A 25237-nucleotide genomic window follows, 5' to 3' on the forward strand; every position below is an offset into this window, starting at 1 on the left:
CACCTCAGTGCAGTGCCACCAGGCGATGGTCGGCCGGTACGGCGAGTTCGGCCCAGACGCTCTGGCCGAGTCCGTCCCGTTCGACCCCCCACTCGGTCGCGAGCGCGGTCACGATGTGCAGGCCGCGGCCGTCGACCGCCTCCAGCCCGAGCGGACGGATCCGGGGCGGGGTGGCCGCACCGCCGTCGGTGACCCGGATGCCGACCACGTCGGAACCGGGTCCGTTGCGCAGCCGCCAGGCCACCCGGATCACCCCGCCGGGCAGCGGGTCGGCGTGCCGGACCGCGTTCCCGACCAGTTCGGCGAGGACCGCCACCACGTCGGCGAGGAGCTCGGCCGGGATGACCCCGGCGAGCTCCGTGGCCAGCCGAAGGCGGGCCGTCCGTGCGCCGCTCGCCTCGTGCGGGACCACCACGCACCACGAGCGTTCAGCGATCCCCGTTGCCACGGACGTGCCTCCTCGGACACCGCCGGAATCCATCGGTGCAGCTCACCCTCGGGGCAGCCGCACCTCTGCGACCGTACCGCCCCCGGCCCGGGGGCGCAGGGAAACCCATCCATTCTGTCGTTCGACGATCCGGCGAACCAGATAGAGCCCGAGTCCAGCGCCCGGATAGCGCCGCCGGTCCCCCGACTCGCCCTGCCAGAACCGCTCGAATGCACGTTCGACGTGCTCCGGCCGGATGCCGACGCCGCGGTCACTGACCCGGAACGCCACCGTGCGCCGGTCCGCCTCCGCGCGCAGCTCCACCGGGGAGTCGGGGGGCGAGTACTTGTCGGAGTTCGTCGCCAGTTCGGTCAGCACGGTGGCGAGGCTGGCCCGGTCGCCGACCGCCTTGGGTAGGTCCGCCGGCAGGGCGAGGACCAGCCGGCGACGCAGGTGCGAGGGGAGGTCGGCCACTGCGGCGCGCAGCGCCTCGACCAGGTCGAAGGGTACGGGGGGCGCGCCGCCGACCGGTCCGGCGTCGTTGGCGGCGGAGAGCAGCCGGTCGACCAGGCGGGCGAGTTCCCCGGCCCGCTGTCCGATCACCCGGGCCGCCTGGCGCCGGTCGGGTTCGGCGAGCGAGTCCCAGTGGTCGGTGAGCGTGTCGGCGTACCCCTTGATCACAGTGACCGGGGTACGGAGTTCGTGGCTGGTGACCGCGACGAAGAGGTCGGTGTCGTGGTCGGCGCGGAACTGGTCGGTGACGTCGCGGAAGGTGACCACGCGGGAGGTGACCGCACCGGGCAGCTCACCCGACGTGATCTTGATCCAGCGACCGTCCGGGAGCCGGTGGTCGAGAACCTGTCCCGGGGGTGGCAACGGGAAGGGCAGTGGCTGGTTGAGTACCTGGTCCGCGCCGCGCCCGACGATCTGTGCGGCGGCCGGGTTCCAGAGCCGGACCAGACCGTCCCGGTCGGCGATGGCCAGGCCGTCGGCGAGCGCGGCGACCACCGGCCCGTCCCCGTGGATCGGCAGGCCGGCCTGATCGCCGTAGACGTGCGCGATGCAGGTGGCGAGGTAGGTGAGTACGGCGCGGTGCTCCGCCGAGCAGTCGTCGTCGCCGTCCGGGTAGAACGCGTGCAGGCTGCCGATCATCACGCCGCCGATTTCGGCCCGGGCGACCCCCATCCGGCGCAGGTCCGACCCGTCGGGGTGCCGGCCGAGCTCCCAGGAAAGCGCCTCGACCCGCATGTCCTGGACCCGGGCTCCGGTGCGCAGGCGTTCGGTCGCCGGGTCGTCGAGCGGCACCGGACGGCCGATCGCCCATTCGGCGCCCCCGGAGGCGGCGATGATCCGTCCCTGGGTGGGGCCGTACTCCACAAAGGCCATGCCGGCCGCACCGAGTACACGTTGGGCGACCCGGAGCAGATGGCTGAGGACCGGTAGGGCGGCGTCGCCCGAGTTGATCATCTCGATGATCACGGTCTGGCCGGTGATGAGGGCGGAGTAATCGGGGCGGTCCGGCATGCCCCGAGTCTGCCTCGTCCGGTCAGTTTTGGGCAGTACCGGGTCAGGTGGCGACCACCGGCCCAGCCGGTGACCGGCAACGGGGCCGTCAGCCCCCGCTCAGCGTCCCAGCCGGTCGAGGATCAGTGCCGGACGGTCGGTGATGATGCCGTCGACCCCGCAGTCGAGGACCAGGTCGAGGTCGGCGGGGTCGTTGACGGTCCAGACGTAGACCTGGTTCCCGGCCGCCCGCAGCGCCGGCACCAATCGGGGGCGGGCCCGGACCAGACCGATGCCGGGGCCCGCGATCCGGGTGCCGAACGGTAGCCGACCCAGCCGCAGCCGGGGCGGCAGCACCTCGAGCAGCAGCACGGTGGGCAGGCCCGGGGCCAGGTCGCGGATCCGACGTACGGCCAGCGGGGAGAAGGACATGACGGTGACCTGCACCGCCCCGTCCAGGGCACCGTCGACCAGCCCATGCTGGCGGAGCAGCTCGACCAGTCGGCGCTCCACGTCCGCCCCGTACCGGGTGGGGTGCTTGGTCTCGATCAGCAGCCGGACGGGTCGGCCGGCCGCCCGGACCGCGCGCAGCAGCCCGTCGAGGGTGAGCAACCGGGTACGGGACGGGTCGACCGGTACGTCGGTCGGCGCGTCCTCGCCGGCCAGACTGTCGTGCCAGGAGCCGAAGTCGAGTTGGTCGAGCTCGGCGAGGGTGCGGGCGCTCACCCGACCCCGGCCGTTGCTGGTCCGGTCCAGCCGTCGGTCGTGTACGCAGACCAGGTGCCCGTCGCGGGTCAGCCGGACGTCGCACTCCAGCCCGTCGGCGCCCTCGTCGAGCGCGCGCAGGTACGCGGCCAGGGTGTGTTCCGGCAGCGCGGCTGAGGAGCCACGGTGCGCGAACACCAGGGGCCCGGTCATCCTCAGATCACTCGGGCCGGCTGTCCGTTCTCGCTCTCCAACGGTCGGCCGGCCGCCGCCCACTCCTGCATGCCACCGTCGAGGTTGCGTACGTTGTCCCAGCCGTTGCCGAGCAGGTACGAGACCACCTGGCCGGAGCGACCACCGGAGCGGCAGACGACAACCACGTCCTGGTCGGTGGGGAGCTCGGCGAGGCGGGCCGGCACCTCCATCATCGGCAGGTGGTGGGCGCCGGGCGCGTGGCCGGCCGCCCACTCGTCGGGCTCGCGGACGTCGAGCAGGTACGCGTCGGCGTCGACCTCGGTCACGGAAACCACGGGAACTCCTGGTCGGTTCACGGCAACCAGCCTAGAGCCCCTCCGGTGGCGCGGCTCAGCTGGGCGTGCGCGTCTTTATAGGTGGTTCACCCATTTTGGGTTTGCTTGTGCCCACCCGTCCAGATCGGGGCCGCGCAGCGACTGGAACAGCCCGGCGGCGCCCTCGTCCAGTACGACGTACGACGTGTCGCCGATCATCTCGGAGCGGGAGGGGACCTGGATCCCCTTCATCGCCTCCGGGCGCAGTCCGCGCAGGCCGAAGACCATGTCCTGGGTCGGCGTCCCGTTGGTGTCGACGGTCAGCGAGGCGCCGACCGCGCGGATCACCTCGTCGAGCTTGCGCGGATTCGTCCGCAGGTCGCTCGCGCTGGCCTTGTCCATGATTGCCCGGAGCAGTTGCTGCTGGTGTCGTTGCCGGTCGAAATCACCGCCCGGCAGGTCGTACCGCTGCCGGGCGTAGTCCAGCGCGCGGGCCCCGTCCATCTCCTGGCAGCCGGGGTTGAACTGCGTGTTGGTGTGGATCGACCGGACCGGGGTGTCGACGCACATTCGTACCCCGCCGAGCAGGTCGATCACCTTGCGGAAACCGGAGAAGTCGATCAGCGCGGCGCCGTCGAACCGGAGCCCGGTGACCTGGGTCAGCGTGGCGGAGAGCAGGCGTGCGCCGGGTTGTCCGCCGCCGCCGAAGTGGAACGCTGAATTGATCTTGTCGGAACCGCCGCTGTACGCGTTCCCCGGTGCGGGTGGGATCTCCACCAGCAGATCCCGGGGTACGGAGATGAGGTACGCCCGGTCCCGTCCGGCGGGTATGTGTGCGATCAGGATGGTGTCGGCGCGTTGGTCCGACTGTTCGGCGGCGTTGCGGCGGTCCGAGCCGACCAGCAGGTAGTTGAGTGGACTGCTGGCTGACGAGCGGTCCCGTCGGGCGGCCGGGTCGAGCAGCAGCTCCTTGGCCAGGCTCTGGTCGTACCGCTGGGTCACGCCCTGTAGCCCGAGACCAGCGACGAGTGCGATCAGCACCAGTCCGAACCCGACCCCGAGCAGGGCCTTTGGCCAGCGGGGGATACGACGTACGGGTTTGGTGCGGCGAGGGCGCCGCTCGTCCGATGGTGACGAGTCGGCTTTCTGTACCGAGTGCCCCGGCTTACCCGGGGTAACCCGTTTCCTCTTGAACGTGGCTACCTCCCGGACCCCTGCCGCGTGAGGATGTCTCACGTGCGACCTGAGTCCGGCCTACCCGTCCAGCGGAATTTGTAGCCTCGCCGGGCCTACTTCCTGGGCATGGCTACTTCTTGTTGGAGATCACGTTCGGGTTGGCCGCGACGAACTCGGCCAGCCGGTCCTCCTTGACCGCCTTGAACATCTCCAGGCTGATCGGCTTGAGTTGCTCCCGCTCCTCTTCACCCTGGGTGGTCGAGTTGAAGGAGCCGTCGTTCGTGCGGAGCATGACCATGTCGTTGGCGGCGACGCCGCGCAACGTGAAGACGAAGTCCGGGACGTTCGCCGAACCGGTGTCCAGCACGAGCGTCTCGCCGGCGGCCTTCATCAGGCTGTTGAGCTTGAGCGGGTTGGTCGCCGCGCCGTCCTCCATCGCCTTCTTGGCCATGGCCTTGATCAGCTGTTGCTGGTGCTGCTGCCGGTCGTAGTCGCCGTTCTTCAGGCCGTAGCGCTGGCGGGAGTAGTCCAGCGCCTCCCAGCCCTCCATGTCCCGGCAGCCCACCTTGTGCACCACCGGCTTCATCGGCTTGCCGGTCTTCTTGGCGTCCGCGTTCCACATCGGCTTACCGTCGACCAGCTTCATGTGGTACGACTCGACCTCCTGGTCGACGCAGAGGTGCACCGAACCGAGCGCGTCGATGACCTTGCGGAAACCGCCGAAATCGATGATCGCGGCACCGTCGAAGCTGATGCCGGTCAGGTTCTTGATGGTGGCCGCCATCTGTTGCGCGCCGCCCGCCCAGCTTCCCCCGTTCCGGGCGCCGATCTCGAACGCGCTGTTGATCTTTGCCGCGCCGCCCGACCAGTTGGCTCGCTTCAAGGGCGGCACCTGCACCTCGGTGTCCCGGGGAATCGAGACCAGGTACGCCTGGTCGTGACTGGCCGGGATGTGCAGCACGATGATGGTGTCCGCGCGGACGTCCTCCGGGTCCCACGATCCGCGAACGTCGACGCCGAGCAGGAGCATGTCGATCGGACCCTTGAGGTCCTTGCCGCCCTCGGCCTCCGTCTTGCCGGCCCCGCCGAGCAGGTTGTCCTGTTCGATGCTGCTGGTGGCCTGATTGATCACGGCCTTGCTGCCGACGATCGCGACACCGCTGCTCACCATCAGCACGGCGCCCATGATCAGGGTGAGCCGGGCCCAGAGTGGATCCTTGCGGCGGGGAGCCCGCCTGCCGGTCTTGATGGTCCTGCCGCTGCCACCGTTGGGACCGAGAATGCTCTCGACACGGATCGGCTTCTCGGTCGGGTCCGACGACGTCGGACGTCGGCGGGTCTGAACCGGCATGCTCGCTCCAGGGCGCGGATCGAAGGGGGCGAGCCCACTGTACGGAAACAAATGAGATCTGGCGAGCTTCCTCACGTTTCCACCATGTGTCGTGTCTCCGCCGATCGTCCGGTGTGGGCGATCGGCGGAGACGGCGACAAGCGTGATCTCTCGACGTCACTCAAAGGAGTGAGAGAGAGCACCGCCATGGACGGTGACCAATCTAGTTACCGTCCGGGTTGGTCAAATCACTCTCAGATCAGCAGTTCGCGTTGCTCGAAATGCGGATGCCGTCCACGTACCGCAGTGGTTCGTCATTCTCGAACGAGCGGCTGGAGTTGTTCTCCACGCAGTAGGTCCGGCCGTCGGTCATGTGGAAGTGGGCGACGTCGTCGTTGCGGGTGTTCACCACGTAGTCCGCGCCGTACGCTCCGTCGAGCCACTGCCACCCGTCGGTGACCGACTGGAAACGCCCGATGATCGGGTTGTTCGGCGCGTTCTCTTCGGCCCGCGCGTAGAAGCACACGTACGGGTACGGGCATGTCGGGAAAGCCAGGGCCGGCTGCGCCACGGTGAGGGATCCGGCGATTCCGAAAAGAGCCGCCCCGAGTGCTGCTACAACTCTTCTGTGAGCCACGGTTCTCTCCTCTGATGTCGCGAACGAACCCCCTGGTCATGGGCGCGGCGAGGCCCGCCAGCACAATTTTGTGGGGGCGCGGAAATTCGTTCGTCCGGTAGCGTTGATCCGCGAGACATTGAGGCTAATGGATGTTGATCACGCTGTCAATATCATCGACCGGTGATCCTCGGGTGTCGGCCGTGGGTCAGTTTGCCGCCGGGCTGGCCGGCTTACCGGAGGCGGAGGCCGCCCACTCGGCCATCTTGTCGGCCGCCATCGCCTGGTACATCGCCAGCGCCTTCTCCCGGTCGGAGACCACCACCGACTCCCCGTCGATCATGTCACTGCCCAGGTTCGGACTGGTGACGAAGCGCAGGTTCTCGCCGCGCAGATTGCGGAACTCCACCGCCATGTCCACCAGGGAGAAACCCTGGTCAACGGTGACGGCGGCGGTGACCGACTTCAGGAACGAGTTCAGTTTCGCCGGGTTGCTCAAGGTGCCGGAGCTGACCGCCTTGTCCAGCAACGCCCGCAGGAACTCCTGCTGGTGACGCATCCGCGCGAAGTCCCCGTCCGGGAACTGCTTGCGCTGCCGGATCCAGTCGAGCGCCTCCGCGCCGTTCATGTGGTTGACGCCCTTGTCGAACTTTCGGTAAGGCTTGTGGATGGAGGTGATGCTGCGTTCGACGGTCAGGTCCACCCCGTCCAACGCGTCGGTGACCTCCTTGAAACCACCGAAGTCGATTGCCATCACGTGATTGATGCGTACGTCGGTGATGCACTCGACGGTCCGTACGGCCAGCGGCAGGCCGCCGAACGCGAACGCTCCGTTGATCTTCCCGCGTCCGCCGCTCCCGCACTCCGCCCCGGCCCCGTCCGGAATCGGCACGTAGAGGTCACGGGGAATCGAGACCAGGTACGCCTCCTGGTGGTTCGCCGGGATGTGCATCACGATGATCGTGTCGGCCCGCCACTGGCTCGACTGGTCGACCGGCGCGTCCGGATCGCGTGAGTCGCTCCCCACCAGCAGGATGTTGAGCGCTCCGTTGAGCGACTTCGGTCGGTCGCCGGCCAGTTCCGAGAACGGGTCGGTCCGCGCCAGATCGTTGTCCAGTCCGCGTACGTACAGCCAGGTCCCGCCAGCGGCGAGCAGGGCGAGGACGAGCACTCCGACACAGGCCACCAGTGCGATCCGTCCCCACCGGGGTTGCGGACCCCGACGGAGCGGACCGCCCGGACCCACCGGTCCGCCGGGGCCGCCGGGTCCACCCGGGCCCCTGCCGTAGGTGCGCCCCGACGGCTCGCCACCGCGTGGGCGGGGACGCGCGGTGCCGCGTACCGACCGGGAGTCGGTGGAGTCGGAGCCGGAGGCGACGGCACGTCCGGAGGTGCCGCCCGACGATCTGGGGTAGACGTTGGCGGACGAGGGACCGTTCGACGCGCTGGCTGACATGTGCCTCAGGGTACGGAGCGATGCCAAGGGACGCTCGGTAGCAACCGCCGAAACGGTGTGTTTCGTCCTGAATGGGGCAGTCAGCCCAGGCGCTGGCTGAAGTGCTCGATCGTCCGGCGGAGCCCTTCCTCCGGACCCACGCTCGGGGTGTAGCCCAGGCGCTCGCGGGCCAGGGTGAGGTCCGGCCGGCGCATCTCCGGGTCGTCGGCGGTCCGGTCGACGTAGGTGACCGACGAGCGGCTGCCGGTCAGGGCCACGATCAACTCGGCCAGTTCGCGCATGGAGACCTCGTGCTCGGTGCCGCAGTTGATCGGCCCGGTCTCGGTCGAGTCCAGCAGCAGCAGGATGCCGCGCACCAGGTCGTCGACGTAGCAGATCGAGCGGGTCTGCGACCCCGTGCCGTGCACGGTGATCGGCTCTCCGCGCAGCGCCTGGGTGATGAAGGTGGGGATGGCCCGCCCGTCGTCCGGCCGCATCCGTGGCCCGTACGTGTTGAAGATCCGGACGATGGCCGTGTCGAGCCCGTGGAACCGGTGGTACGCCATGGTCGCGGCCTCGGCGAAGCGCTTGGCCTCGTCGTAGACGCTGCGGATGCCGACCGGGTTCACGTTGCCCCAGTAGGTCTCCGTCTGCGGGTGTTCCTTCGGGTCGCCGTACGCCTCGGAGGTGGAGGCCATGAGGAACCGGGCCCCGTCCGCCACCGCCCGGTCGAGCAGGTGCAGGGTCGCGATGGAACCGACCCGGAGGATCTCGATCGGCAGCGTGGCGAAGTCGGTGGGGCTCGCCGGGGAGGCGAGGTGCATGATCGCGTCGAATCGGGCGGCGACCGCCGGCTGGTGCTCGGGCAGCCCCTCGGAGACGTCTGCCTCGACGAGGGTGAAGCGCGGGTGGTCGATCAGATGGGCGAGATTCTCCTTCGACCCGGTGACGAAGTTGTCCACCACCACCACCGTGCAGCCGCGCGCGATCAGGGCGTCGACCAGGTGGGATGGAACGAAGCCGGCGCCTCCGGTGACGAGGATGCGGTGACCTGGTCCGAATCGCTGGGCTACCACCATGTCGTCAGCCTACCCAGAACGCGTATGACCTAAGGGTGATGGGTAGGCGGCGGGGGTCGTACCGGACACCCGATCTCGCCTGGTTGTTGACTGACTGCGTACGGTGACTGATCAGGCCTTCCGTGACGATCGGGCCGGGCGACCGGTGCGGTCGCCCGGCCCGACGGTTGGGTCGTGTGCGTGTGGTGCCGGGATCAGGTCAGTGCGCGCCGTGTCCGGTCAGGGCACGTACCTCAAGCTCCGCGTACTTCTCCTCGTCGTTCTCCTTGGAGACGATCGTGCCGATCCAGCCGGCGAGGAAGCCGAGCGGGATCGAGATGATGCCCGGGTTGGAGAGCGGGAACCACTGCCAGTCCTGGCCCGGGAACATCGCGGTCGGCGCCCCGGAAACCACCGGCGAGAAGAACACCAGCAGTACGGCGCTGAGCAGACCGCCGTAGATCGCCCAGACCGCGCCCGAGGTGTTGAACCTCTTCCAGAACAGGCTGTAGAGGATCGCCGGGAGGTTGCCGGACGCGGCGACCGCGAACGCCAACGCCACCAGGAAGGCGACGTTGAGGTTCTGCGCGAAGATCGACAGGGCGATGGAGATGGCGCCGATCACGAAGGCCGAGATCCGGGCGACCCGTACCTCCTGCCGCTCCGACGCCTCGCCACGCTTGATCACGTTGGCGTAGAAGTCGTGCGCCAGGCTCGACGACGACGCCAGGGTCAGGCCGGCGACCACCGCGAGGATGGTGGCGAAGGCGACCGCGGCGATGATCGCGAGCAGGGTGGCCCCGCCGAGGTCACCGCCGAAGAAGTCGGCACCGAGCGCCTGGGCCAGTTGCGGCGCGGCGGTGTTGCCGGCCTTGTCCTGCGCGGTGATCGCCTCCCCGCCCACCAGTGCCGCCGCGCCGAAGCCGAGGGCGAGGGTGAACAGGTAGAACGTGCCGATGATGCCGATCGCCCAGAGCACGCTCTTGCGGGCCGCCTTGGCCGTCGGCACGGTGTAGAAGCGGATCAGGATGTGCGGCAGACCGGCGGTGCCGAGCACCAGGGCGATGCCGAGCGAGAGCAGGTCCACCTTGTTGTAGAAGGTCTGGGTGGCGTTGCCGGCCACCTCGACGCCGTACCGCAGTCCGGGTTCGAGGAACGCGTCGCCCTTGCCGGAGGTCGCCGCCGCGTCGCCGAGCAGTGCGGAGAGGTTGAACTTGTAGTGCGCCAGCACCAGGAGGGTCATCACCAGCGCGCCGGTCATCAGGAGGAACGCCTTGACGATCTGCACGTAGGTGGTGCCCTTCATGCCACCTACGGTCACGTAGATGATCATGAGGGCGCCGACCATGATGATGGTCGCGATCTTGGCTGCGTCGGCGTCCATGCCCAGGAAGGTCGTACCCGGGCGGATCCCGAGCAGGAGCGCCACCAACGCGCCCGCGCCGACCATCTGAGCCAGCAGATAGAAGATCGACACGGTGATGGTGGAGACCGCCGCAGCGGTCCGGACCGGCCGCTGCCGCATCCGGAACGCCAGCACGTCCGCCATCGTGTACCGGCCGGAGTTTCGCAGCAGCTCCGCCACCAGCAGCAACGCGACCAGCCAGGCCACCAGGAAGCCGATGGAGTAGAGGAAGCCGTCGTAACCGTAGAGCGCGATGATGCCGGCGATGCCGAGGAACGAGGCGGCCGACATGTAGTCGCCACCGATCGCCATGCCGTTCTGGAAACCGGAGAACGAGCGGCCACCGGCGTAGAAGTCGGTCGCGGTCTTGGTCTGCCGGCTGGCCCAGATGGTGATGCCCAGGGTGGCGGCGACAAAGACGAGGAAGAGCGTGATGGTGAGCGTACGGGCGGTGTTGTCACCGGCCGCCGCTGCGGCGAACACGGTGTCCATCAGGACTCATCCCCCTTGTCGGTCCCGTTGTCCAGCTCCGCCCGGATGCGGTCGGCGACCGGGTCGAGCTTGCGGTCGGCGTACCGGGAGTAGAGCCAGGCGATCACGAACGTGGAGACGAACTGCAGCAGCCCGAAGATCAGGGCGACGTTGATGTTGCTGCCGAACAGCTTGGTGCTCATGAAGCCGCGCGCGTACGCGGAGAGGATCACGTAGAGGGCGTACCAGAGGAAGAACGCCACCGTCATCGGGAAGACGAAGCTGCGGAGCGCCTTGCGGAGCCCGCTGAACTCGTCCGACTGTTGTACTGCGACGTACCGATCCGGCGCGCTCGCCGGTGCGGGAGCATCCGTGGACATGGGAGTCACCACCTTCGCAGGTGTGGGGGATTTCGCGCACCGTATGGACCTCGCCGACCTGCCGGGAAGCGGCCGCCGTGGCGGCGGCGGCCGGCTGCGCCGAACGGGCTACTGGCTGCGCCCAGTGACCCCGGTCACGCCGCTCAACGGCGGTCGACCCGAGCGGGTCGGCGGCCCGGTCAAGGGCGCCGGGTCAGCCGGCCAGGCCCCGGTAGCGACCCCGGTGGTACACCATCGGCACGCTCTCGCCGACCAGCTCGACCAGCTCGACCGTCGCCTCCACCAGCAGCGACCACCCGTACTCCCGTGAGGCGTCCAGCCGGCAGCCCATCCAGGCCCCGGCATCCGCCGGCACCGGACCGTACCCGGTGCTGGTCCACTCCCCGGTCGCGAAGAGACCACCGGGCGCCGGGAAGAGGCCGGCGAACCGGTCGGCGAGCTGTCGGTGCGCCGGGCCGAGGGTGGCGACGGCGAAACGGCCGGTCACCGACACCGTCTCCCAGAACTCCGACTCCTCGTCCACCAGGCCGAGCACCCGGCCCGGTTCGCCGTCGGCGACCAGCGTCGAGGAGACGGTCAGCCCGGCCGGCGCGACCCGGACGCCGGCGTTTCCGTCGCCCGCGCCCGTGTTTCCGCCGCTCAGGCCCACGTTGTCGGCGCCGCCGGCGGTCCAGAGCGTCACCGCGCTCGCCAGCCGTCCCCGCATCCGCCGGATCGGCGAGCGGTCGGAGTCCGGCGTGGCGAACGGGTCCGTGTCGTGGATCCGGGCACCCGGTTCTGGATTCACGTGAAACATCCCGTCCGTAGGGATCTCGGTTCCGCTCACCGGCTCATTCTGGCCGCTCACCGGCGCGGGGTGATCGCGACCAGTAGTTCGGGCATCCGTCGGTCGAGTTCGTCGCCGGCCAGACGGATGCCGACCGCCAGCGCGCCGAGACCGTACGCCAGCCCGACCGGAAGTGCCAACCAGAGCCAGACGTCGCCGAAGAGCGCGGTGGCGATCACCATCGGCAGCGCGAGCACCGAACCGATCACCATCGCCAGCAGCACCTGGGCGCTCTTCGCCACCCCGGCGCCGCTGTTCATCGCGAACGGGTTGGTGCTCTCGGGTAGGGCGTACGGGCTGAGGATGGAGACGTACAGGGTGACCGCGAGTCCGCTGCCGTACGCGGCGAAGAGCGATCCGGCGAGCACGCCGATCCACCCGACCTCCTGGCGGAAGAACGCCAGGATCACCGCGATCACCACCAGCAGCGGAGCCACGTAGAGCGAGAACGCGACCACCCGCGCCCGCAGTTCCAACCTCCCGGGCACGCCGGCGATCACGTTCGCCGCGTACGCGCTGCCGTCCCAGCCGAACTGGTTCGCCGGGGTGACCGCCGCGACCACCCCGACGAAGACCATCGACAGGCTCACCAGCACCGGGGACGCGCTCAAGCCGACCGAGCCGCTGGCCAGGCCCTCGCTGCCCAGGTTCACCGTGACCGGGACGAAGATGCCGACCACCGCGAAGGTGATCAGATTGGCCCGGCGCCGGGTGTCCCGCCACCAGTACCGGGCCTCGCGGGCGACCAGGGCGCCGTACCGGTCGCGGGGCAACCAACCGAGCACACGGGGAAAGAGTTGGGCAGTGGCCGACCCGCCGATGGCCGGCTGGGCCTGCGCCTCGGTGCCGACGTTGACCGTGCCGAGCATCGCCGACTCCAGCGAGGCCGACCACCAGCGCAGCAGCGCGCCGATGGCCACGGCGGTGATCAGCAGTTTGAGAGGCACGGCCCAGGCCCGGCCGTCCGCGACGTCCAGGCCGATCGTGTACGGCGCCGCGATCGGGGTCCAGCTCAGCACCCGGGCGATCACGGCAAGCTGGTCCCAGTCCGCCCGCTCGGCCGCGCTCAGTACCGCCACCTGGAGCGGGCCGAGCAGGGCGGCGCAGACCGCGAGCAGGATCGCCGCCAGGTCACGCACCTTACGGGAGCGGAGCATGTTGGCGAAGGCGCTGGTCACCGCGCGGCTGGCGGTGACGCAGAGCAGGAGGCCAGCGACGATGCCCAGCGCGGCGAACAGGCCCGCCACCCAGCCGCCCAGCGCCCAACTGCTCAGCACCAGGCCGGCGGTGGCGAGCAGGGTGGCAGCCGCGGGTACTCCGACCAGCGCCGCGGCGAGCAACCCGGTGAGCAGGGTGCGCCGGGAGAGCGGGAGCAGGGCGAAGCGCGCCGGGTCGAGCGTCTCGTCCACGCCGAAGAAGATCAGCGGAAGCAGCAGCCAGCCGATCACCAGCATCGCGCCGCCGAGGGCGCCGGCGATGCCGGCCATCTGCGGGCTGCCCAGCAGACCGGGCAGGGCGAGCAGGGTGAAGCCGGACGCGGCGAACCATCCGCCGATCACGATGCCGCTGAGGAAGATCGCGATCCGCCAGCCCTGGCCACGGAAGCTGTTGGCCATCATCCGCAGCTTGAGCCGGACGAAGTGCCGGGCCGAGACGGGGTGTACGCCGGTCACCGCGCCCTGAGGGCTCAGAGCCACGCGAGTTCCTCCCCGGTCGCCGTACGACCGCCGACCACCTCGACGAAGACCTCCTCCAGCGAGCGGTCACCACGTACCTGGTCGAGGGTGCCGACCCGCTTGATCGTGCCGTCGGCCAGGATCGCGACGTGGCTGCAGAGCCGCTCCACCACCTCCATCACGTGACTGGAGAAGACGACGGTGCCGCCACCGGCGACGTACCGCTGAAGGATGTCCCGGATCAGGGCGGCCGAGACCGGGTCGACCGCCTCGAACGGTTCGTCGAGCACCAGCAGGCGTGGCCCGTGCAGCAACGCGCAGGCCAGTCCGATCTTCTTCTTCATGCCGGCCGAGTAGTCCACCACCAGGGTCCGGCCCGCATCCGCCAGCGCGAGTACGTCCAACAGCTCGCCGGCCCGCTGGTCGACCACCGCCTGCTCCATCCCCCGGAGCAGACCGTGGTACGCCAGCAACTCGGCACCGCTGAGCCGGTCGAAGAGGCGTACCCCGTCGGGCAGCACGCCGAGCAGTTGCTTGGCCCGTACCGGATCGGCCCAGACGTCGTGGCCGAGCACCCAGGCCGCCCCCGCGTCGGGCCGGAGCAGCCCCACCGCCATGGAAAGAGTGGTGGTCTTGCCGGCGCCATTCGGGCCGAGCAGCCCGTAGAACGAGCCAGCAGGCACTTCGAGGTCGACCCTGGCCACGGCGACCTTGGCATCGAACCGCTTGCCCAGCCCGCGCAGCGCGAGAGCGGCGTGCTCAGCCCCGATCATTCCTTGACGGTAGTCGCTCTGAGCGCCGAATCGTGTCCGTGCCGTGCCGATCCGTCACACGTGCCCGCTCGCCCGGTCCCCACCGTCATGTCCGGTTCGTCGATCGGGGCCAGCAACACCTGGCGGGTTGTCCCGTCGGGTCGGGCCACCCCCAGGTGGTGACTCGGCTGGGAGCCGGTTCGGTTACGGAGGCACCCCGATCACCGATACCGGGGATCGGGGTGCCTGCCGCTCGTTCCCGTATTGCCCAGGCGAGTTGGTCGCACCCGTCGGGGCGGCACTGTGGGCAGCGGCGGCCTCCGGTGTGTCCGGTGATCGTCATGCCGGCTGACCACCAGATGCCGGCCGGGGTGAGTGGTTCGTCGTTGCGGCTCATCAGAAGACGGGGCGGTCGATCTTGTTGCGGAACCGGGTGACCAGTTCCCGGATCACGTACGGCTCGGGCAGTGGGTAGGGCTGGTAGTTGTCACCCATCGCCTCCAGCACCACACATGCCCGGACGAAAAACGTGCAGGTCCGCCCGATCACACACCGCTGGCAGCGCCCGCCGACCGGCCAGTGCCGGCGCACCATCTTCCGCGCCCGCAACTGAGTCAACCGCAGCCGCTGATGCGGCAGGAGCACGCTCACCACTCACCCGGCTTCGTCAGCCCCCGCGCCGCCGCGAGCGCCGGGCAACCGTCCTCCGTGCACTGCTCACACCGTCTGGTCTCGTGCAGCTTGACCACCCGCAGCGCGTTGCGTACCCGCTGCTCAGCGTCGCTGGTCACCCCGACCACCGCCCGGAGTTCCGCCGGACCGGCCGCGCCCCGGCGCCGTACCGGCGGAAACCCAGGGTCGTCGCCGCACCCACCGCCAGCAGCACCGACTCCCGATCGGGCCGGATGACCTCCCGGGCAGGCGCGGCAGCCGAGACCGGCTGGTCAACCGGCGCAGGGTCGTCGGGCTTCAGGAACCATTTGCGTCGCGTGCTGTTCATCGCCCACCTTCACCTCAGGCGGAGCGCGGGGACGAGGTGCGAGCAAGCCGGCCGACCACATCCCCGCGCTCCGGGCACCGGCCGTCACCGGTGCGATCGGAGGCGCGGCGAGCGGGCCCACTTGTGGGGCCACCGTCAGGCGGAGATGGGTGTGTGCCCCTCACCGCGCCAGTTCAGGTGATCGCGGCGAGGCAAATAGCTACGAGATACCGAAAGCGTCCCGGTGCGACACCTCGCCGCGAACAAGGTCACGCTAGGTGTCAGCAAGAGCACCAAGGGGTACGTGGCGTACCCGGTTACGGCGAGTACCCCCTACAGATTGATGCCGGCTCGTTCGGCCAACTCGACCGCGTCCGCGCGGATCGAAGCCGGTGCCTCGGTAGCCAGCCGGGTCAGCATGTCCCGAGCAGGCGGGCTGTACCGCACCGTTTCTGGTGAGGTCGAGTCGGCCTTCGTCAGCAGGTGCAGGGTCGCCTCCCTGGCGCCTTCGAGGTCGGCGCTGCGGGCCAGCTCGACATAGTGTCGGCCCTGGCGCTCGGTCGAGGGGATGGTGGCCGGGTCGAGAGCGTGGGCCCGCCGTTGCGCTTCGTCGGGGTCGCCTAGGTCGACAGCGCACATCACCGCGTACACCTCGACCAGCGGCCGGGACACCCGGGTCCGCAGACCCACGTAGTCCGCCGGCAGCACCTGGTGCACCACGTCCCGTGCGGACTGCCAGTCGGCCCATGCACCCTGGTCACCGGCCCGCGCCCGGGTCAACGCCGAGCACAGGTACAGGTCGGCCAACATCTCGGCGTATTCGGCCGGTCCGTCCGCCACCTGCGGCTCGATCGGGCCACGCGCTTCGCGCAGACGCTCGATCGCCTCATCGCCCCGGCCGGTGGATCGGAGCAGGTGCGCCGCATACCAGATGGCCTGCGCCAGGGCCAGCGGGTCGTCCGCGTCGAGGGCGGCGGCCATGCCCCGGTCGACGGTCAGCCAGCACAGTTCTCGGTCGCCGTGCCACGCCAGGTACGCCTGGGCGAGATGGTACGACTGTGCGAGCAAGGCCAGGGAGGCCCGCCGGTCGGGCCCCTCGTGCAGCCGCGCCGCCCGCTGGGTGGCATCGAGGAGGCCGGGCAGCAGCATCCCGACCTCGGTGCGCTGCTGCCGTGAGGTGTGCCAGGTCTGCCAGGCGAAGTCGCTCGCCCCCCGCAGGTAGTCGGTGCTGGCGGGTTCGCCGGTCATGGTGACGTGCCATGCGGTCAGCGCCCGACGAACGTCCTCCACTGCGGGGTGACTGGGGTGGCCGTCGAGGGACAGAGTGACCGTTGGTCCGAACAGGTCGCCGAGGTCACGGACGCCGAGTGGTGGCGCGAGCTGTTGAGCTGCTCTCAGCGTCAGCGACCGTTTGCCGTTCTCGATGAACTTGACGGTCGTGGGCGAGAGGCTGGCCAGTCCGGCAAGACGTTCACGGGACAGGCCGGCGGCCCGGCGTAGGCGCTCGACGCGCTGTCCTGGTGTGGGCTGTGACTGCTCGGTCATCTGGCACCTCACTGGATTGGGTACATCATGTACCCGACCGTACACCGCATCGTCGAACGTCTCTCTCCCCGCGCTTTCTTGGCAGGTGCGGGTAGGTCGCTCTCCACGAGAAGGTCTACAGACGTAGCGCCTCCGGGGCGTGCAGGCGCAGCATGGTGGCGCCGACGTCGGCCGGGGCCCGGCGCCGGGTCGCCATCGACACCGCCACCAGATGCCGAGCCCCAGCAGCGGGCAGAAACTCGACGCGGCGACCGACGGAGGCCGTGCTCGACCGGCTGCCTGCTCACACCGCGTGCCGACCGACGGCCGTCAGCTCACCGGTCCGGCCGAGACTGGCGGTCTAAGGGGCTGAGCAGGTACGCGAGACTTCGGTAGCCACGGGAGGACCACTGCCAAGGAACCAGGGCGGTGAGGTAAATCCATGGCACGCGGGTGAGGTGCGGACCGATCGTCCGGAACTGTTCGGCCGCTGCGGACCGTTCGCCGGCGAGGACCAGGGCCGTCGCGAACTCGTTGTGCACTCGCGCCCAGCCGGGACGACGCTGGTAGTCCGGGTGCCGCACACTGCGGTCGAGCGCCTCGCGCAACTCGGCCCGGACCTTTGGGGTGCGGAAGTGGCGGGTGTTGAGGCGGAAGTCGAGTCGCCCGGTGCTCCCGGAGGTGTGCAACCAGTATTCGAGGTGCGCCATGGCGACCAGGCTGCCGAGCGGGCTGCCGGCCGGTGCCCGGTTCATCGACTCGCGGGCGAACGCGTACATTGCCGCGTGCGAGCCACCCCACTTGGTGCAGAGCTGTTGGAGTAGCTGCTGGTGGGCCCGCAGGTGCCCCGGGTGGCGGGAGACGATCTCGTCGAAGCGTCGGCGGGTCTCGGCCACGCCGAACTGCAGCCCACGGCTGGTGATCATCATCCCGTACCGGGCGGTGACGTTGTCCGGATCTTTGAGGATGACCTGGTCGAGCGCCTCCTCGGCGATCCGGAGGCGCTCGAAGAACTTTCTCCAACCTTGTCGGGTGACATGTTCGCCACCCGTGTTTCCCCTGGCCTTCCAAGCGAGAACGGTCATCCGGTAGCCGTAGAGCACCAGCGCCGTGGCGTCGTACGGTTCGTCGCGTATCACGGCGGAGAGCCACTTCTCCACGCCCGGTACGACGCTCACCACTTCTGCGTAGAACGACCTGTCGTCGAGGTCGGTGACCCCGTCGAATATCTCCCGTACCGCCGGCCAGTCGCGCCGGGCGGCGGCGGCCGTCAGTCGGCGCGCGACCGGGTCGCCCTCGCAGGGATCGACGTGGACGCCGAGCGCCCGTTGTAGCAGTGCCGACACGCGGGCTCCCAGGAGTCGGTGATGGGTGAGGGGGCGGTGCGAGCCGAGGTTATTGCAGGGCGGATGATTTTGATCATGGCCCAACCCTGGTGATACATAGATCACTTCGGGCCCGCCGGGCTACAGGCGTAGCGCCTCCGGGGCGTGCAGGCGCAGCATGGTGGCGCCGACGTCGGCCGGGGCCCGGCGTCGGGTCGCCATCGACACCGCCACCATGACGGTGAACGCCAACGGCACGGTCCACGCGGCCGGCTGGGCGATCAGGGTCGCCGGCCAGCCCGAGAGCGGCGAGCCGACCACGGTGACCAGGACCGCCAGGATCGACGCCCCGCCACCGGCGAGGATGCCCGCCGCCGCGCCCAGGTCGGTCAGGCCCCGCCACCAGATGCCGAGCACCAGCAGCGGGCAGAAACTCGACGCGGCGACCGCGAACGCCAACCCGACCACCTGGGAAACGTCCAACCCGGAGACGTTGAGCGCCAGCACCAGCGGGACCACCCCGGCGACCAGCGTGGCCAGCCGGAAGTCGCGTACCGAACCGCGACCGAGCACATCGGTGGAGATCACCCCGGCGACGCTGGTGAGCAGGCCGGACGAGGTGGAGAGGAATGCCGCGAAGGCACCGGCGGCGACCAGGGCGGCGAGTAGTTGCCCGGTCAGGCCGCCGCCGAGCGCCGCACCCGGAAGCAGCACCACCACCGCGTCGGTCTGCCCGGACAGCAACAACTGCGGGGTGTAGATCCGGCCGAGTACGCCGTACAGGGTGGGCAGCAGGTAGAACATCCCGACCAGGGCCAGGACCACCAACGTGGTCCGGCGGGCGGCGGCACCGTCCGGATTGGTGTAGAAGCGGACCAGCACGTGCGGCAGCCCCATGGTGCCCAGGAACGTCGCCAGGATCAGCGAATAGGTGGCGAAGAGGTCCTGGTCCTCGCTGCCGGCGGCGCTCGGCAGCAGCCAGTCCGGCCCGTCGGTGATCGCGCCGGACACCGCCGGCACCGGGTCACCGGCGGCGAAGGTCAGCTCGTCGCCGGGGCGTACCGCCCGGATCCCGCCGTCGGGCAGGGTGAGGGTCGCCGGCTCCTCGACCACGACGGTGATCGTGGTCCGGAACGTCGGCCCGTCCGGCGGTGTCACCGCCGGACGGCCGTCCGACTGCCACTGCATCGCCAGGAAGATCACCGGTACGGCGAGCGCGGTCAGCTTCAGCCAGTACTGGAACGCCTGCACGAAGGTGACCGCCCGCATCCCGCCCAACGCCACGTTCGTCGTCACCACCGCCCCCACCAGCAGCGCACCCAGCTCGTACGGCCCGCCGGCGACCGTGGTCAGGGTCAGTCCGGCGCCCTGTAGCTGAGGCACCAGGTAGAGCCAGCCGATGAAGATGACAAAGAGCGTGGCGAGCTTGCGCAGCCAACGCGAACCGAGCCGTACCTCGCAGAAGTCCGGCAGGGTGAACGCCCCGGACCGGCGCAGCGGCGCCGCCACGAAGAGCAGCAGCGCCAGGTAGCCGGCGGCGAAACCGACCGGGTACCAGAGCACGTCGACGCCGTATTTCAGGATCAGCCCGGCGATGCCGAGGAACGACGCCGCGGACAGGTACTCCCCACCGATCGCCGCCGCGTTCCAGTTCGGGCTGACCGTACGCGAGGCGACCAGGAAGTCCGAGGTGGTCCGGGCGAGTTTGAGCCCGTAGAAACCGATCGCGACAGTGATCAGGGTGACCGCGACGATCGCCGGCACCAGGTACGGATTCGCCACCTCAGCGCTCCGGTCGCTGAACCAGGTCGGTGAAGTCCTGCTCGTTGCGTTCGGCCAACCGCACGTACGCCCAGCCGATCCCGACCAGGAACGGGAACGCGCCGACACCGAGCAGCAACCAGGGCAGGTTCACCCCGAACAGCTTCACCGCACCGGCCGCCGGGGCGATCGCGAACATCAGCGGCAGGCCACCGAGTCCGATCGCGACCACCAGTGACAGGCGCAGGGCGAGCGCCAACTGCGCGCGTACCAGCCCCCGGACCAGTGCCTCGCCGACCACGGTCTGCTGGGTCAACTCTGTCCGGGTGCGCTCCGGTCCGCGACCCTGCCGCGCCACCTCGGCCAGCACGACCCGGGACCGGGGCAGCCCGGTCGGAGCCGCCGGATCGGGGGACGGATCGATGGGAGCGGCCATTCCGGCAGTCTCGCCCCCCGGCGCCGATTGTCAAGTGCAGGGTAAGGAAGGGCCCCTTGTTAACGCTATCGGTTGTACAAGGGGCCCTTCCTAACCCGTCAGCGTGTGCCGGGACAGATTCCGTACCGCTGGCCGGAGCCGACCACCGGGTCGGCGCGGAGCAGTTCCCATGCGGCGGATCGGCCGAGGTTCGCGCCCCGCCAGTCGTCGGGATGGTCGGTCAGGTCCTGGGCGATCTCCCGCAGCGCGCAGTCGCGCCACGGTTCGGGGAGCCGGTCGAGGGCCGGCACCGCGTCGGCGGAGAGCTGGGACAGGTACCGGACGTCCAGTCGGTCGGTGGCGAAGAACCGGTCGACGTTGCGCTCGGCGATCAGCCGGTCCGGGTTCGCCACGGCCAGACCGAGCAGCGCCAGCACCGCCGCGCCCACCACCAGTCGGGGCAGCCAGGCCGCCCGCAGGCGTACGCCGGCGACCAGGATGAGCAGGAAGACCGCGCCCAGCCACAGTTCGCAGGCGGCGACCAGCAGACGTAGCCGGGTCGCGCCGTACACCTGGGCGTAGACGTTCATCCGGTAGAGCGCGGAGGCGACCACGACGAGGCTGAACAGGGTGAGAGCGCCGAGCAGGACCCGGATCAGCAGGCGCTCGGCGGCCGTCTCGCGGGGCGCCCAGCGTACGGCGCCGCCGATCACCATCAGGGTCAGTACGGTGACCGCGAGCAGCTGCCAGAAACCGCCCCGGGCGTGTTCGGCGTACGTGAGCCCCACGGTCTCCCGTACGTGTGCCGAACCACCGAACAGGTTCGTGAGCTGCACCAGCACGAACGCCGCGAAGAGCAGGTCGAGCAGGGCCACCGGCACCGCCCACTCCAACCGCCGCAGCCGGTGCCGCGCCGGCCGCTCCAACCCGCTCAGGTCCGGTGGGGCGGCCAGCACGTACGCGGCACCGAGCAGCAGACCACCACCGGCCAGCCCGACGAAGATCCAGCGGAACACCGCCCCGACCGACAGTTCGGGCAGCAGTGTGTCGAGAAGGTCGGCGAAGGCCGCGTCGGCCGAGGCGAACAGCGCACCGAAGACGACCAGCAGGCCAACGGAGACGGCCGCGGTGGCGAGGGTCCGGCCGATGCCCGCCCGTCCCGCCCGGCTGCTGCTCCGCAGACCGGCAAGCGCCCAGGACCGCGCCCGGAAGACCGACTCGGGTGTGAGCAGGACGGAGAAGAAGAGGCCGGGCAGGGTCTTGCCGTTCATTGTCGCCAGGCACGCGGTCACCGCGGCGGTGAGCAGGCAGAGGACGAAGAGCCAGCCGGCCGCCCGAAGACCGCCGACGCCCACCAGCGCCACCGTCGTCGCCGCCCAGAACAGTCGGGCGACGCCCAACCTGGCCGGACCTGTCCGTACCGGCTCGACCGTCCCGGTACGGTCCGGCTCCCCCGTGGAGCCGGACCGTACCGTGCTCGGGCCCGCCGCCGTGACGCTGCCGCCGTCCGTGACCGTGACCGGGCCGGTCGGCGGTTCAGCCGCCGGGCCAGCGGCCGGGCCAGCCGGTCTGCCCGTTGCCGGGTTGGTCGGTGGTTCAGTCGTCCGGCCGGACGTCAGGCTCGATGGTGTGCCGGCCGGCACGCTGGACGGGCGGCGGATCGCGACGCCGAGCGCCACCGTCCCGGCGACGGCGGCTACCAGCCAACCGACGCCGGGTCGGTCGAGCGGGAGGCTGGCCGCAGTGATCAGCGCCGCTCCGGCGATCGCGGCGAGGGCCGGCTGGGACGCGCCGCCGGTCGGTCCCGGCCAGCGTCGACGCCAGATCGACGGCGGTGCGGGCGGGCGGGGTGGCGGTACGGTCCCCCACCGCGCCCCCGTTGGCGGCGCTTGCGGCTGCGCCCGCTGCCCCGGCACGGGCTGCGTTGGCGGTGGCATCGCCATCGGCCGGCGAGCGACCGGCGGGCCGAGAGGTGGCGTGACCGGCGGGCCGACAGGTGGCGTGACTGGCGGGCCGACAGGTGGCGTGACTGGCGGGCCGACAGGTGGCGTGACTGGCGGGCCGACAGGTGGCGCGACCGGTGCCGGTGGTGGCGTCCTGGCCGGCGTCGACGTGACCGTCTCCGGTGGCGCCACCACCGGCGGCGCTACCCGCGGGCCCACCGGCGGCAGCGGGCCGGTGGCAGGGTTCTTCTCGGACGTCGGGTCCGATGACGGGCTGGGGGTCATGCATCCTCCGATGGACACGCGGGCTCAACGCCCGCGCCGGGCGGCCGATGTCTGTCGCCGGGCGCCGACGTGATCGGTGGCCGGTCGTACGAATCGAGATCAGGAACCGGTGGCGATCGCCGCCTGGGGCAGCCCGAGTGGCAACGTCACCCGGATCCGGCAACCGGTGTTCCGGCGGTCACCGCTGCTCGCGACGGGGTCGGCCACCGCGATGGTGCCGCCGTGCAGCTCCACCACCCAACGGGCGATCGCCAGCCCGAGTCCGGTGCCGCCGTCGACCGCGCGTGCGCCCCGGCTGAACCGTTCGAAGACCCGCGAGCGTTCCGCCACCGGTATGCCCTCGCCCTCGTCGGAGACCTCGACGCTCAGCCGATCAGCGTGCTGTTCCGCGGTGACCAGCACGTTGCCCCCGGCTGGACTGTGCCGGGCCGCGTTGTCGAGCAGGTTCGCGAAGACCTGGTGCAATCGCCACGGGTCGGCCTTGATGCTCAGCGGTGTGGCGGGTTGGCGTACCTGGAACTCGACCGTCCGACCGGCGCCACTCGCGTTCACCGCCGCCTGACGTACGGCGTCGTCGAGGAAGTCGGCGACGTCGATGTCGACCCGGCGCAACGGCACCACCCCGGCGTCGAGGCGGGACAGGTCGAGCAGGTCGGCGACCAGGTGCCCGAGTCGTTCGGTCTGCGCCAGAGCGGTCCGCAGGGTGGCCGGTTCCGGCTCCGCCACCCCGTCCACGATGTTCTCCAGCACCCCCTGGAGTGCGGTGATCGGCGTACGCAGCTCGTGCGACACGTTGGCGATCAGCTCCCGCCGCTGCCGGTCCGACTCGGCCAACTCCGCCGCCATCTGGTTGAACGCGACCGCGAGTTCGCCGACCTCGTCCCGGGAGGTGGCCCGCACCCGACGGCTGTAGTCGCCCCTGGCCATCGCCCGCGCCGCCGCCGTCATCTCGCGCAGTGGCGAGGTCATGCCGTGGGCCAGGACCTGCGAGGTGAGCAGCGCGACGAAGATGGCGGTGGCCGAGGTCCACGGTGGGATCCAGCCGATGCCGATCCAGAACAAACCCAGTCCGGCGGCGCCCGAGGCCACCAGCAGAATGCCGAGTTTGACCTTGATCGATCGGACCGGGTCGAGTGGGCGGGGCAGCAGGTCGAGCCCCCGGTTGACCCACGTCCAGACCGCCTCGGTCATGTCTGTACCTCCAGTGCGTAGCCGACACCGTGCACGGTCCGGATCAGATCGGCACCGAGTTTCCGGCGTAACGCCTTGATGTGGCTGTCCACGGTGCGGGTGCCGGAACCATCGGCCCAGCCCCAGACATCGGTGAGCAACCGCTCCCGGGGCAGTACGGTCCGGGGCCGGCCGGCGAGGTGCACCAGCAGGTCGAACTCGGTGGGGGTGAGGTGAGCCTCGACGCCGGCCCGTCGGACCCGTCGTTCGGCCTGGTTGATCTCCAGGTCGCCGAGCCGCAGAACCTGCTGCGCCGTGCTCGCCGCCCGTTCCACCCGCCGAAGCAGCGCGTGCACCCGGGCCGCCAGCTCACGCAGCGAGAAGGGCTTGGTCAGGTAGTCGTCCGCGCCGACCGCCAATCCGACCAGCAGATCGGTCTCGTCGTCGCGGGCGGTCAACATCAGCACCGGCACCGGTCGGTCGGCCTGGATCCGCCGGCACACCTCCAACCCGTCGAAACCCGGCAGCATCACGTCCAGCACCACCAGGTCCGGCGGTTTCAGGCGTACCGACTCGACCGCGGTCGGGCCGTCCCCGGCGATGTCGACGGCGAACCCCTCGGCGCGCAGCCGCGCCGCGACCGACTCCGCGATGGTCCGTTCGTCCTCGACGACAAGGACCCGACGTGCGTTCATGAACTGGACTGTAGGCATTTCGGATGGAGAGCGGTGGGGCAGGTTGTGAATAACCTGTGGAGAACCGGGTCCGCCTGTGGATAACCCGGCTGTCTACCTGTTCCAGTCCTGCTTTGCCGCGCGTACCAGCTTGTCCTTCAGCTCCCGGGTGTGCCGGCGGCTGACCGGCAACTCGGTGCCGTCGACCACCACCACGTACCCGGAGTTGGCCAGCCGGAGTTCGGCGATGAGTCGCAACTGCACCAGGTACGACCGGTGGATCCGAACGAAGCCCGCGTCCGCCCACCGCTCCGCCAACGTCGCCAACGGGACCCGGACCAGATGGGACGTGTCCGAGGTGTAGAGGCGTGCGTAGTCGCCCTGCGCCTCCACCCAGCGCACCGCCGACCGGGGCAACATCCTGGTCGTCCCGGCCAGCTCCACCGGGATCGTCGGATCCTCCTCCGCGCGGGCCAGCGCGGCGGGATGGGTGGGCACCACCCGGGAGCCGATCACCCGCCGCAACGACTCGGCCAGCCGCTCGGCGCGTACCGGTTTGCGGACGTAGTCGGTCACGCCGAGGTCGAACGCGTCGACCGCGCCGTCGTCGTACGCGGTGACGAAGACGATCGCCGGTGGCCGGGCGAACCGCCGCAGCACCCGGGCCAGCTCCATGCCGTCCAGGCCCGGCATCCGGATGTCGAGGAAGACCACGTCGACGTCGACGTCCCGCAGTACGCGCAGCGCCTCCGTGGCGTCCGAGGCGGTGTGCAACCGGGCCACCCTGGGGTCGGCCCGCAGGTGGTACGCGAGCTCGTCCAGTGCGGGCGGCTCGTCGTCCACCGCCAGCACCCGCAGGAATCCGTTCACACCCGCACCTCCTTCCACCCGG

The 25237-nt window shown here is 70.2% G+C and carries 25 protein-coding genes; all 25 read right to left on the reverse strand.

Annotated elements, in window-relative coordinates; all coding sequences use genetic code 11:
- Positions 1–4: 4 nt before the first annotated feature.
- A complete protein-coding gene (locus BDK92_RS18405) occupies positions 5–481 on the reverse strand; it encodes an ATP-binding protein (RefSeq protein WP_121157818.1) in 477 nt (158 codons plus the stop codon).
- Positions 482–490: 9 nt separating this feature from the next.
- On the reverse strand, positions 491–1951 hold the full coding sequence (locus BDK92_RS18410) for an ATP-binding protein (protein ID WP_121157819.1): 1461 nt from the start codon (positions 1949–1951) through the stop codon (positions 491–493).
- A gap of 99 nt (positions 1952–2050) precedes the next feature.
- Positions 2051–2848 (reverse strand): glycerophosphodiester phosphodiesterase, encoded by a 798-nt coding sequence (locus BDK92_RS18415; protein ID WP_121157820.1) that lies wholly within the window; start codon positions 2846–2848, stop codon positions 2051–2053.
- 2 nt (positions 2849–2850) lie between these two features.
- Positions 2851–3186: a rhodanese-like domain-containing protein gene (locus BDK92_RS18420; RefSeq protein WP_121157821.1), complete on the reverse strand. Its 336-nt coding sequence runs from the start codon at positions 3184–3186 to the stop codon at positions 2851–2853.
- A gap of 54 nt (positions 3187–3240) precedes the next feature.
- On the reverse strand, positions 3241–4185 hold the full coding sequence (locus BDK92_RS18425) for an LCP family protein (protein ID WP_121157822.1): 945 nt from the start codon (positions 4183–4185) through the stop codon (positions 3241–3243).
- A gap of 265 nt (positions 4186–4450) precedes the next feature.
- On the reverse strand, positions 4451–5671 hold the full coding sequence (locus tag BDK92_RS18430; protein ID WP_121157823.1) for an LCP family protein: 1221 nt from the start codon (positions 5669–5671) through the stop codon (positions 4451–4453).
- A gap of 238 nt (positions 5672–5909) precedes the next feature.
- Positions 5910–6287 (reverse strand): hypothetical protein, encoded by a 378-nt coding sequence (locus tag BDK92_RS18435; protein ID WP_147457043.1) that lies wholly within the window; start codon positions 6285–6287, stop codon positions 5910–5912.
- Between the two features lie 187 nt (positions 6288–6474).
- On the reverse strand, positions 6475–7722 hold the full coding sequence (locus tag BDK92_RS18440) for an LCP family protein (protein WP_121157825.1): 1248 nt from the start codon (positions 7720–7722) through the stop codon (positions 6475–6477).
- Between the two features lie 80 nt (positions 7723–7802).
- On the reverse strand, positions 7803–8780 hold the full coding sequence (locus BDK92_RS18445) for a UDP-glucuronic acid decarboxylase family protein (protein ID WP_121157826.1): 978 nt from the start codon (positions 8778–8780) through the stop codon (positions 7803–7805).
- A 199-nt stretch (positions 8781–8979) separates the two neighbouring features.
- Positions 8980–10656: a solute symporter family protein gene (locus BDK92_RS18450; RefSeq protein ID WP_121157827.1), complete on the reverse strand. Its 1677-nt coding sequence runs from the start codon at positions 10654–10656 to the stop codon at positions 8980–8982.
- A complete protein-coding gene (locus BDK92_RS18455; RefSeq protein ID WP_121157828.1) occupies positions 10656–11015 on the reverse strand; it encodes a DUF485 domain-containing protein in 360 nt (119 codons plus the stop codon). Before BDK92_RS18455 ends, BDK92_RS18450 begins: the two co-directional genes overlap by 1 nt.
- A 193-nt stretch (positions 11016–11208) precedes the next feature.
- Entirely contained in the window at positions 11209–11862 is a 654-nt protein-coding gene (locus BDK92_RS18460) for a flavin reductase family protein (RefSeq protein ID WP_425462243.1), read from the reverse strand.
- Positions 11859–13538: an ABC transporter permease gene (locus BDK92_RS18465; protein WP_121157829.1), complete on the reverse strand. Its 1680-nt coding sequence runs from the start codon at positions 13536–13538 to the stop codon at positions 11859–11861. The genes BDK92_RS18460 and BDK92_RS18465 overlap by 4 nt, the downstream gene beginning before the upstream one ends.
- Entirely contained in the window at positions 13529–14287 is a 759-nt protein-coding gene (locus tag BDK92_RS18470) for an ABC transporter ATP-binding protein (RefSeq protein ID WP_121162365.1), read from the reverse strand. The genes BDK92_RS18465 and BDK92_RS18470 overlap by 10 nt, the downstream gene beginning before the upstream one ends.
- 378 nt (positions 14288–14665) lie before the next feature.
- A complete protein-coding gene (locus BDK92_RS18475) occupies positions 14666–14920 on the reverse strand; it encodes a hypothetical protein (RefSeq protein WP_147457020.1) in 255 nt (84 codons plus the stop codon).
- Positions 14917–15060: a hypothetical protein gene (locus BDK92_RS39060; RefSeq protein ID WP_170208609.1), complete on the reverse strand. Its 144-nt coding sequence runs from the start codon at positions 15058–15060 to the stop codon at positions 14917–14919. Before BDK92_RS39060 ends, BDK92_RS18475 begins: the two co-directional genes overlap by 4 nt.
- On the reverse strand, positions 15057–15269 hold the full coding sequence (locus tag BDK92_RS18480; RefSeq protein WP_121157830.1) for a hypothetical protein: 213 nt from the start codon (positions 15267–15269) through the stop codon (positions 15057–15059). The genes BDK92_RS39060 and BDK92_RS18480 overlap by 4 nt, the downstream gene beginning before the upstream one ends.
- A gap of 312 nt (positions 15270–15581) precedes the next feature.
- Positions 15582–16793 (reverse strand): helix-turn-helix transcriptional regulator, encoded by a 1212-nt coding sequence (locus tag BDK92_RS18485; protein ID WP_121157831.1) that lies wholly within the window; start codon positions 16791–16793, stop codon positions 15582–15584.
- 314 nt (positions 16794–17107) lie between these two features.
- The gene (locus BDK92_RS18490) at positions 17108–18118 is read right to left on the reverse strand and encodes a hypothetical protein (RefSeq protein ID WP_121157832.1); all 1011 of its coding nucleotides are present in this window, start codon (positions 18116–18118) and stop codon (positions 17108–17110) included.
- Between the two features lie 120 nt (positions 18119–18238).
- Complete coding sequence (locus BDK92_RS18495) at positions 18239–19879, reverse strand: sodium/solute symporter (protein WP_121157833.1); 1641 nt, start codon at positions 19877–19879, stop codon at positions 18239–18241.
- 1 nt (position 19880) lies between these two features.
- On the reverse strand, positions 19881–20294 hold the full coding sequence (locus tag BDK92_RS18500) for a DUF485 domain-containing protein (RefSeq protein ID WP_121157834.1): 414 nt from the start codon (positions 20292–20294) through the stop codon (positions 19881–19883).
- A 98-nt stretch (positions 20295–20392) separates the two neighbouring features.
- Positions 20393–22210, reverse strand: coding sequence for a DUF4153 domain-containing protein (locus tag BDK92_RS18505; protein WP_121157835.1), 1818 nt, complete (start codon positions 22208–22210; stop codon positions 20393–20395).
- Positions 22211–22600: 390 nt separating this feature from the next.
- Positions 22601–23692, reverse strand: coding sequence for a HAMP domain-containing sensor histidine kinase (locus BDK92_RS18510; RefSeq protein ID WP_121157836.1), 1092 nt, complete (start codon positions 23690–23692; stop codon positions 22601–22603).
- Positions 23689–24366: a response regulator transcription factor gene (locus BDK92_RS18515; RefSeq protein ID WP_121157837.1), complete on the reverse strand. Its 678-nt coding sequence runs from the start codon at positions 24364–24366 to the stop codon at positions 23689–23691. The genes BDK92_RS18510 and BDK92_RS18515 overlap by 4 nt, the downstream gene beginning before the upstream one ends.
- Positions 24367–24459: 93 nt before the next feature.
- Entirely contained in the window at positions 24460–25215 is a 756-nt protein-coding gene (locus tag BDK92_RS18520; protein WP_121162366.1) for a LytR/AlgR family response regulator transcription factor, read from the reverse strand.
- Positions 25216–25237: the final 22 nt, after the last annotated feature.

Origin of the sequence: Micromonospora pisi, assembly GCF_003633685.1 — a bacterium.
Classification (GTDB): domain Bacteria; phylum Actinomycetota; class Actinomycetes; order Mycobacteriales; family Micromonosporaceae; genus Micromonospora_G; species Micromonospora_G pisi.

Excerpts from the sequence above, each read along its gene's own strand:
- BDK92_RS18480 (WP_121157830.1), bottom strand. The coding sequence starts at position 15,269 with ATGAACAGCACGCGACGCAAATGGTTCCTGAAGCCCGACGACCCTGCG.
- BDK92_RS18455 (WP_121157828.1), bottom strand. The coding sequence starts at position 11,015 with ATGTCCACGGATGCTCCCGCACCGGCGAGCGCGCCGGATCGGTACGTC.
- BDK92_RS18450 (WP_121157827.1), bottom strand. The coding sequence starts at position 10,656 with ATGGACACCGTGTTCGCCGCAGCGGCGGCCGGTGACAACACCGCCCGT.
- BDK92_RS18445 (WP_121157826.1), bottom strand. The coding sequence starts at position 8,780 with ATGGTGGTAGCCCAGCGATTCGGACCAGGTCACCGCATCCTCGTCACC.
- BDK92_RS18430 (WP_121157823.1), bottom strand. The coding sequence starts at position 5,671 with ATGCCGGTTCAGACCCGCCGACGTCCGACGTCGTCGGACCCGACCGAG.
- BDK92_RS18485 (WP_121157831.1), bottom strand. The coding sequence starts at position 16,793 with ATGACCGAGCAGTCACAGCCCACACCAGGACAGCGCGTCGAGCGCCTA.
- BDK92_RS18505 (WP_121157835.1), bottom strand. The coding sequence starts at position 22,210 with ATGCCACCGCCAACGCAGCCCGTGCCGGGGCAGCGGGCGCAGCCGCAA.
- BDK92_RS18515 (WP_121157837.1), bottom strand. The coding sequence starts at position 24,366 with ATGAACGCACGTCGGGTCCTTGTCGTCGAGGACGAACGGACCATCGCG.
- BDK92_RS18440 (WP_121157825.1), bottom strand. The coding sequence starts at position 7,722 with ATGTCAGCCAGCGCGTCGAACGGTCCCTCGTCCGCCAACGTCTACCCC.
- BDK92_RS18405 (WP_121157818.1), bottom strand. The coding sequence starts at position 481 with ATGGATTCCGGCGGTGTCCGAGGAGGCACGTCCGTGGCAACGGGGATC.
- BDK92_RS18500 (WP_121157834.1), bottom strand. The coding sequence starts at position 20,294 with ATGGCCGCTCCCATCGATCCGTCCCCCGATCCGGCGGCTCCGACCGGG.
- BDK92_RS18410 (WP_121157819.1), bottom strand. The coding sequence starts at position 1,951 with ATGCCGGACCGCCCCGATTACTCCGCCCTCATCACCGGCCAGACCGTG.
- BDK92_RS18510 (WP_121157836.1), bottom strand. The coding sequence starts at position 23,692 with ATGACCGAGGCGGTCTGGACGTGGGTCAACCGGGGGCTCGACCTGCTG.
- BDK92_RS18415 (WP_121157820.1), bottom strand. The coding sequence starts at position 2,848 with ATGACCGGGCCCCTGGTGTTCGCGCACCGTGGCTCCTCAGCCGCGCTG.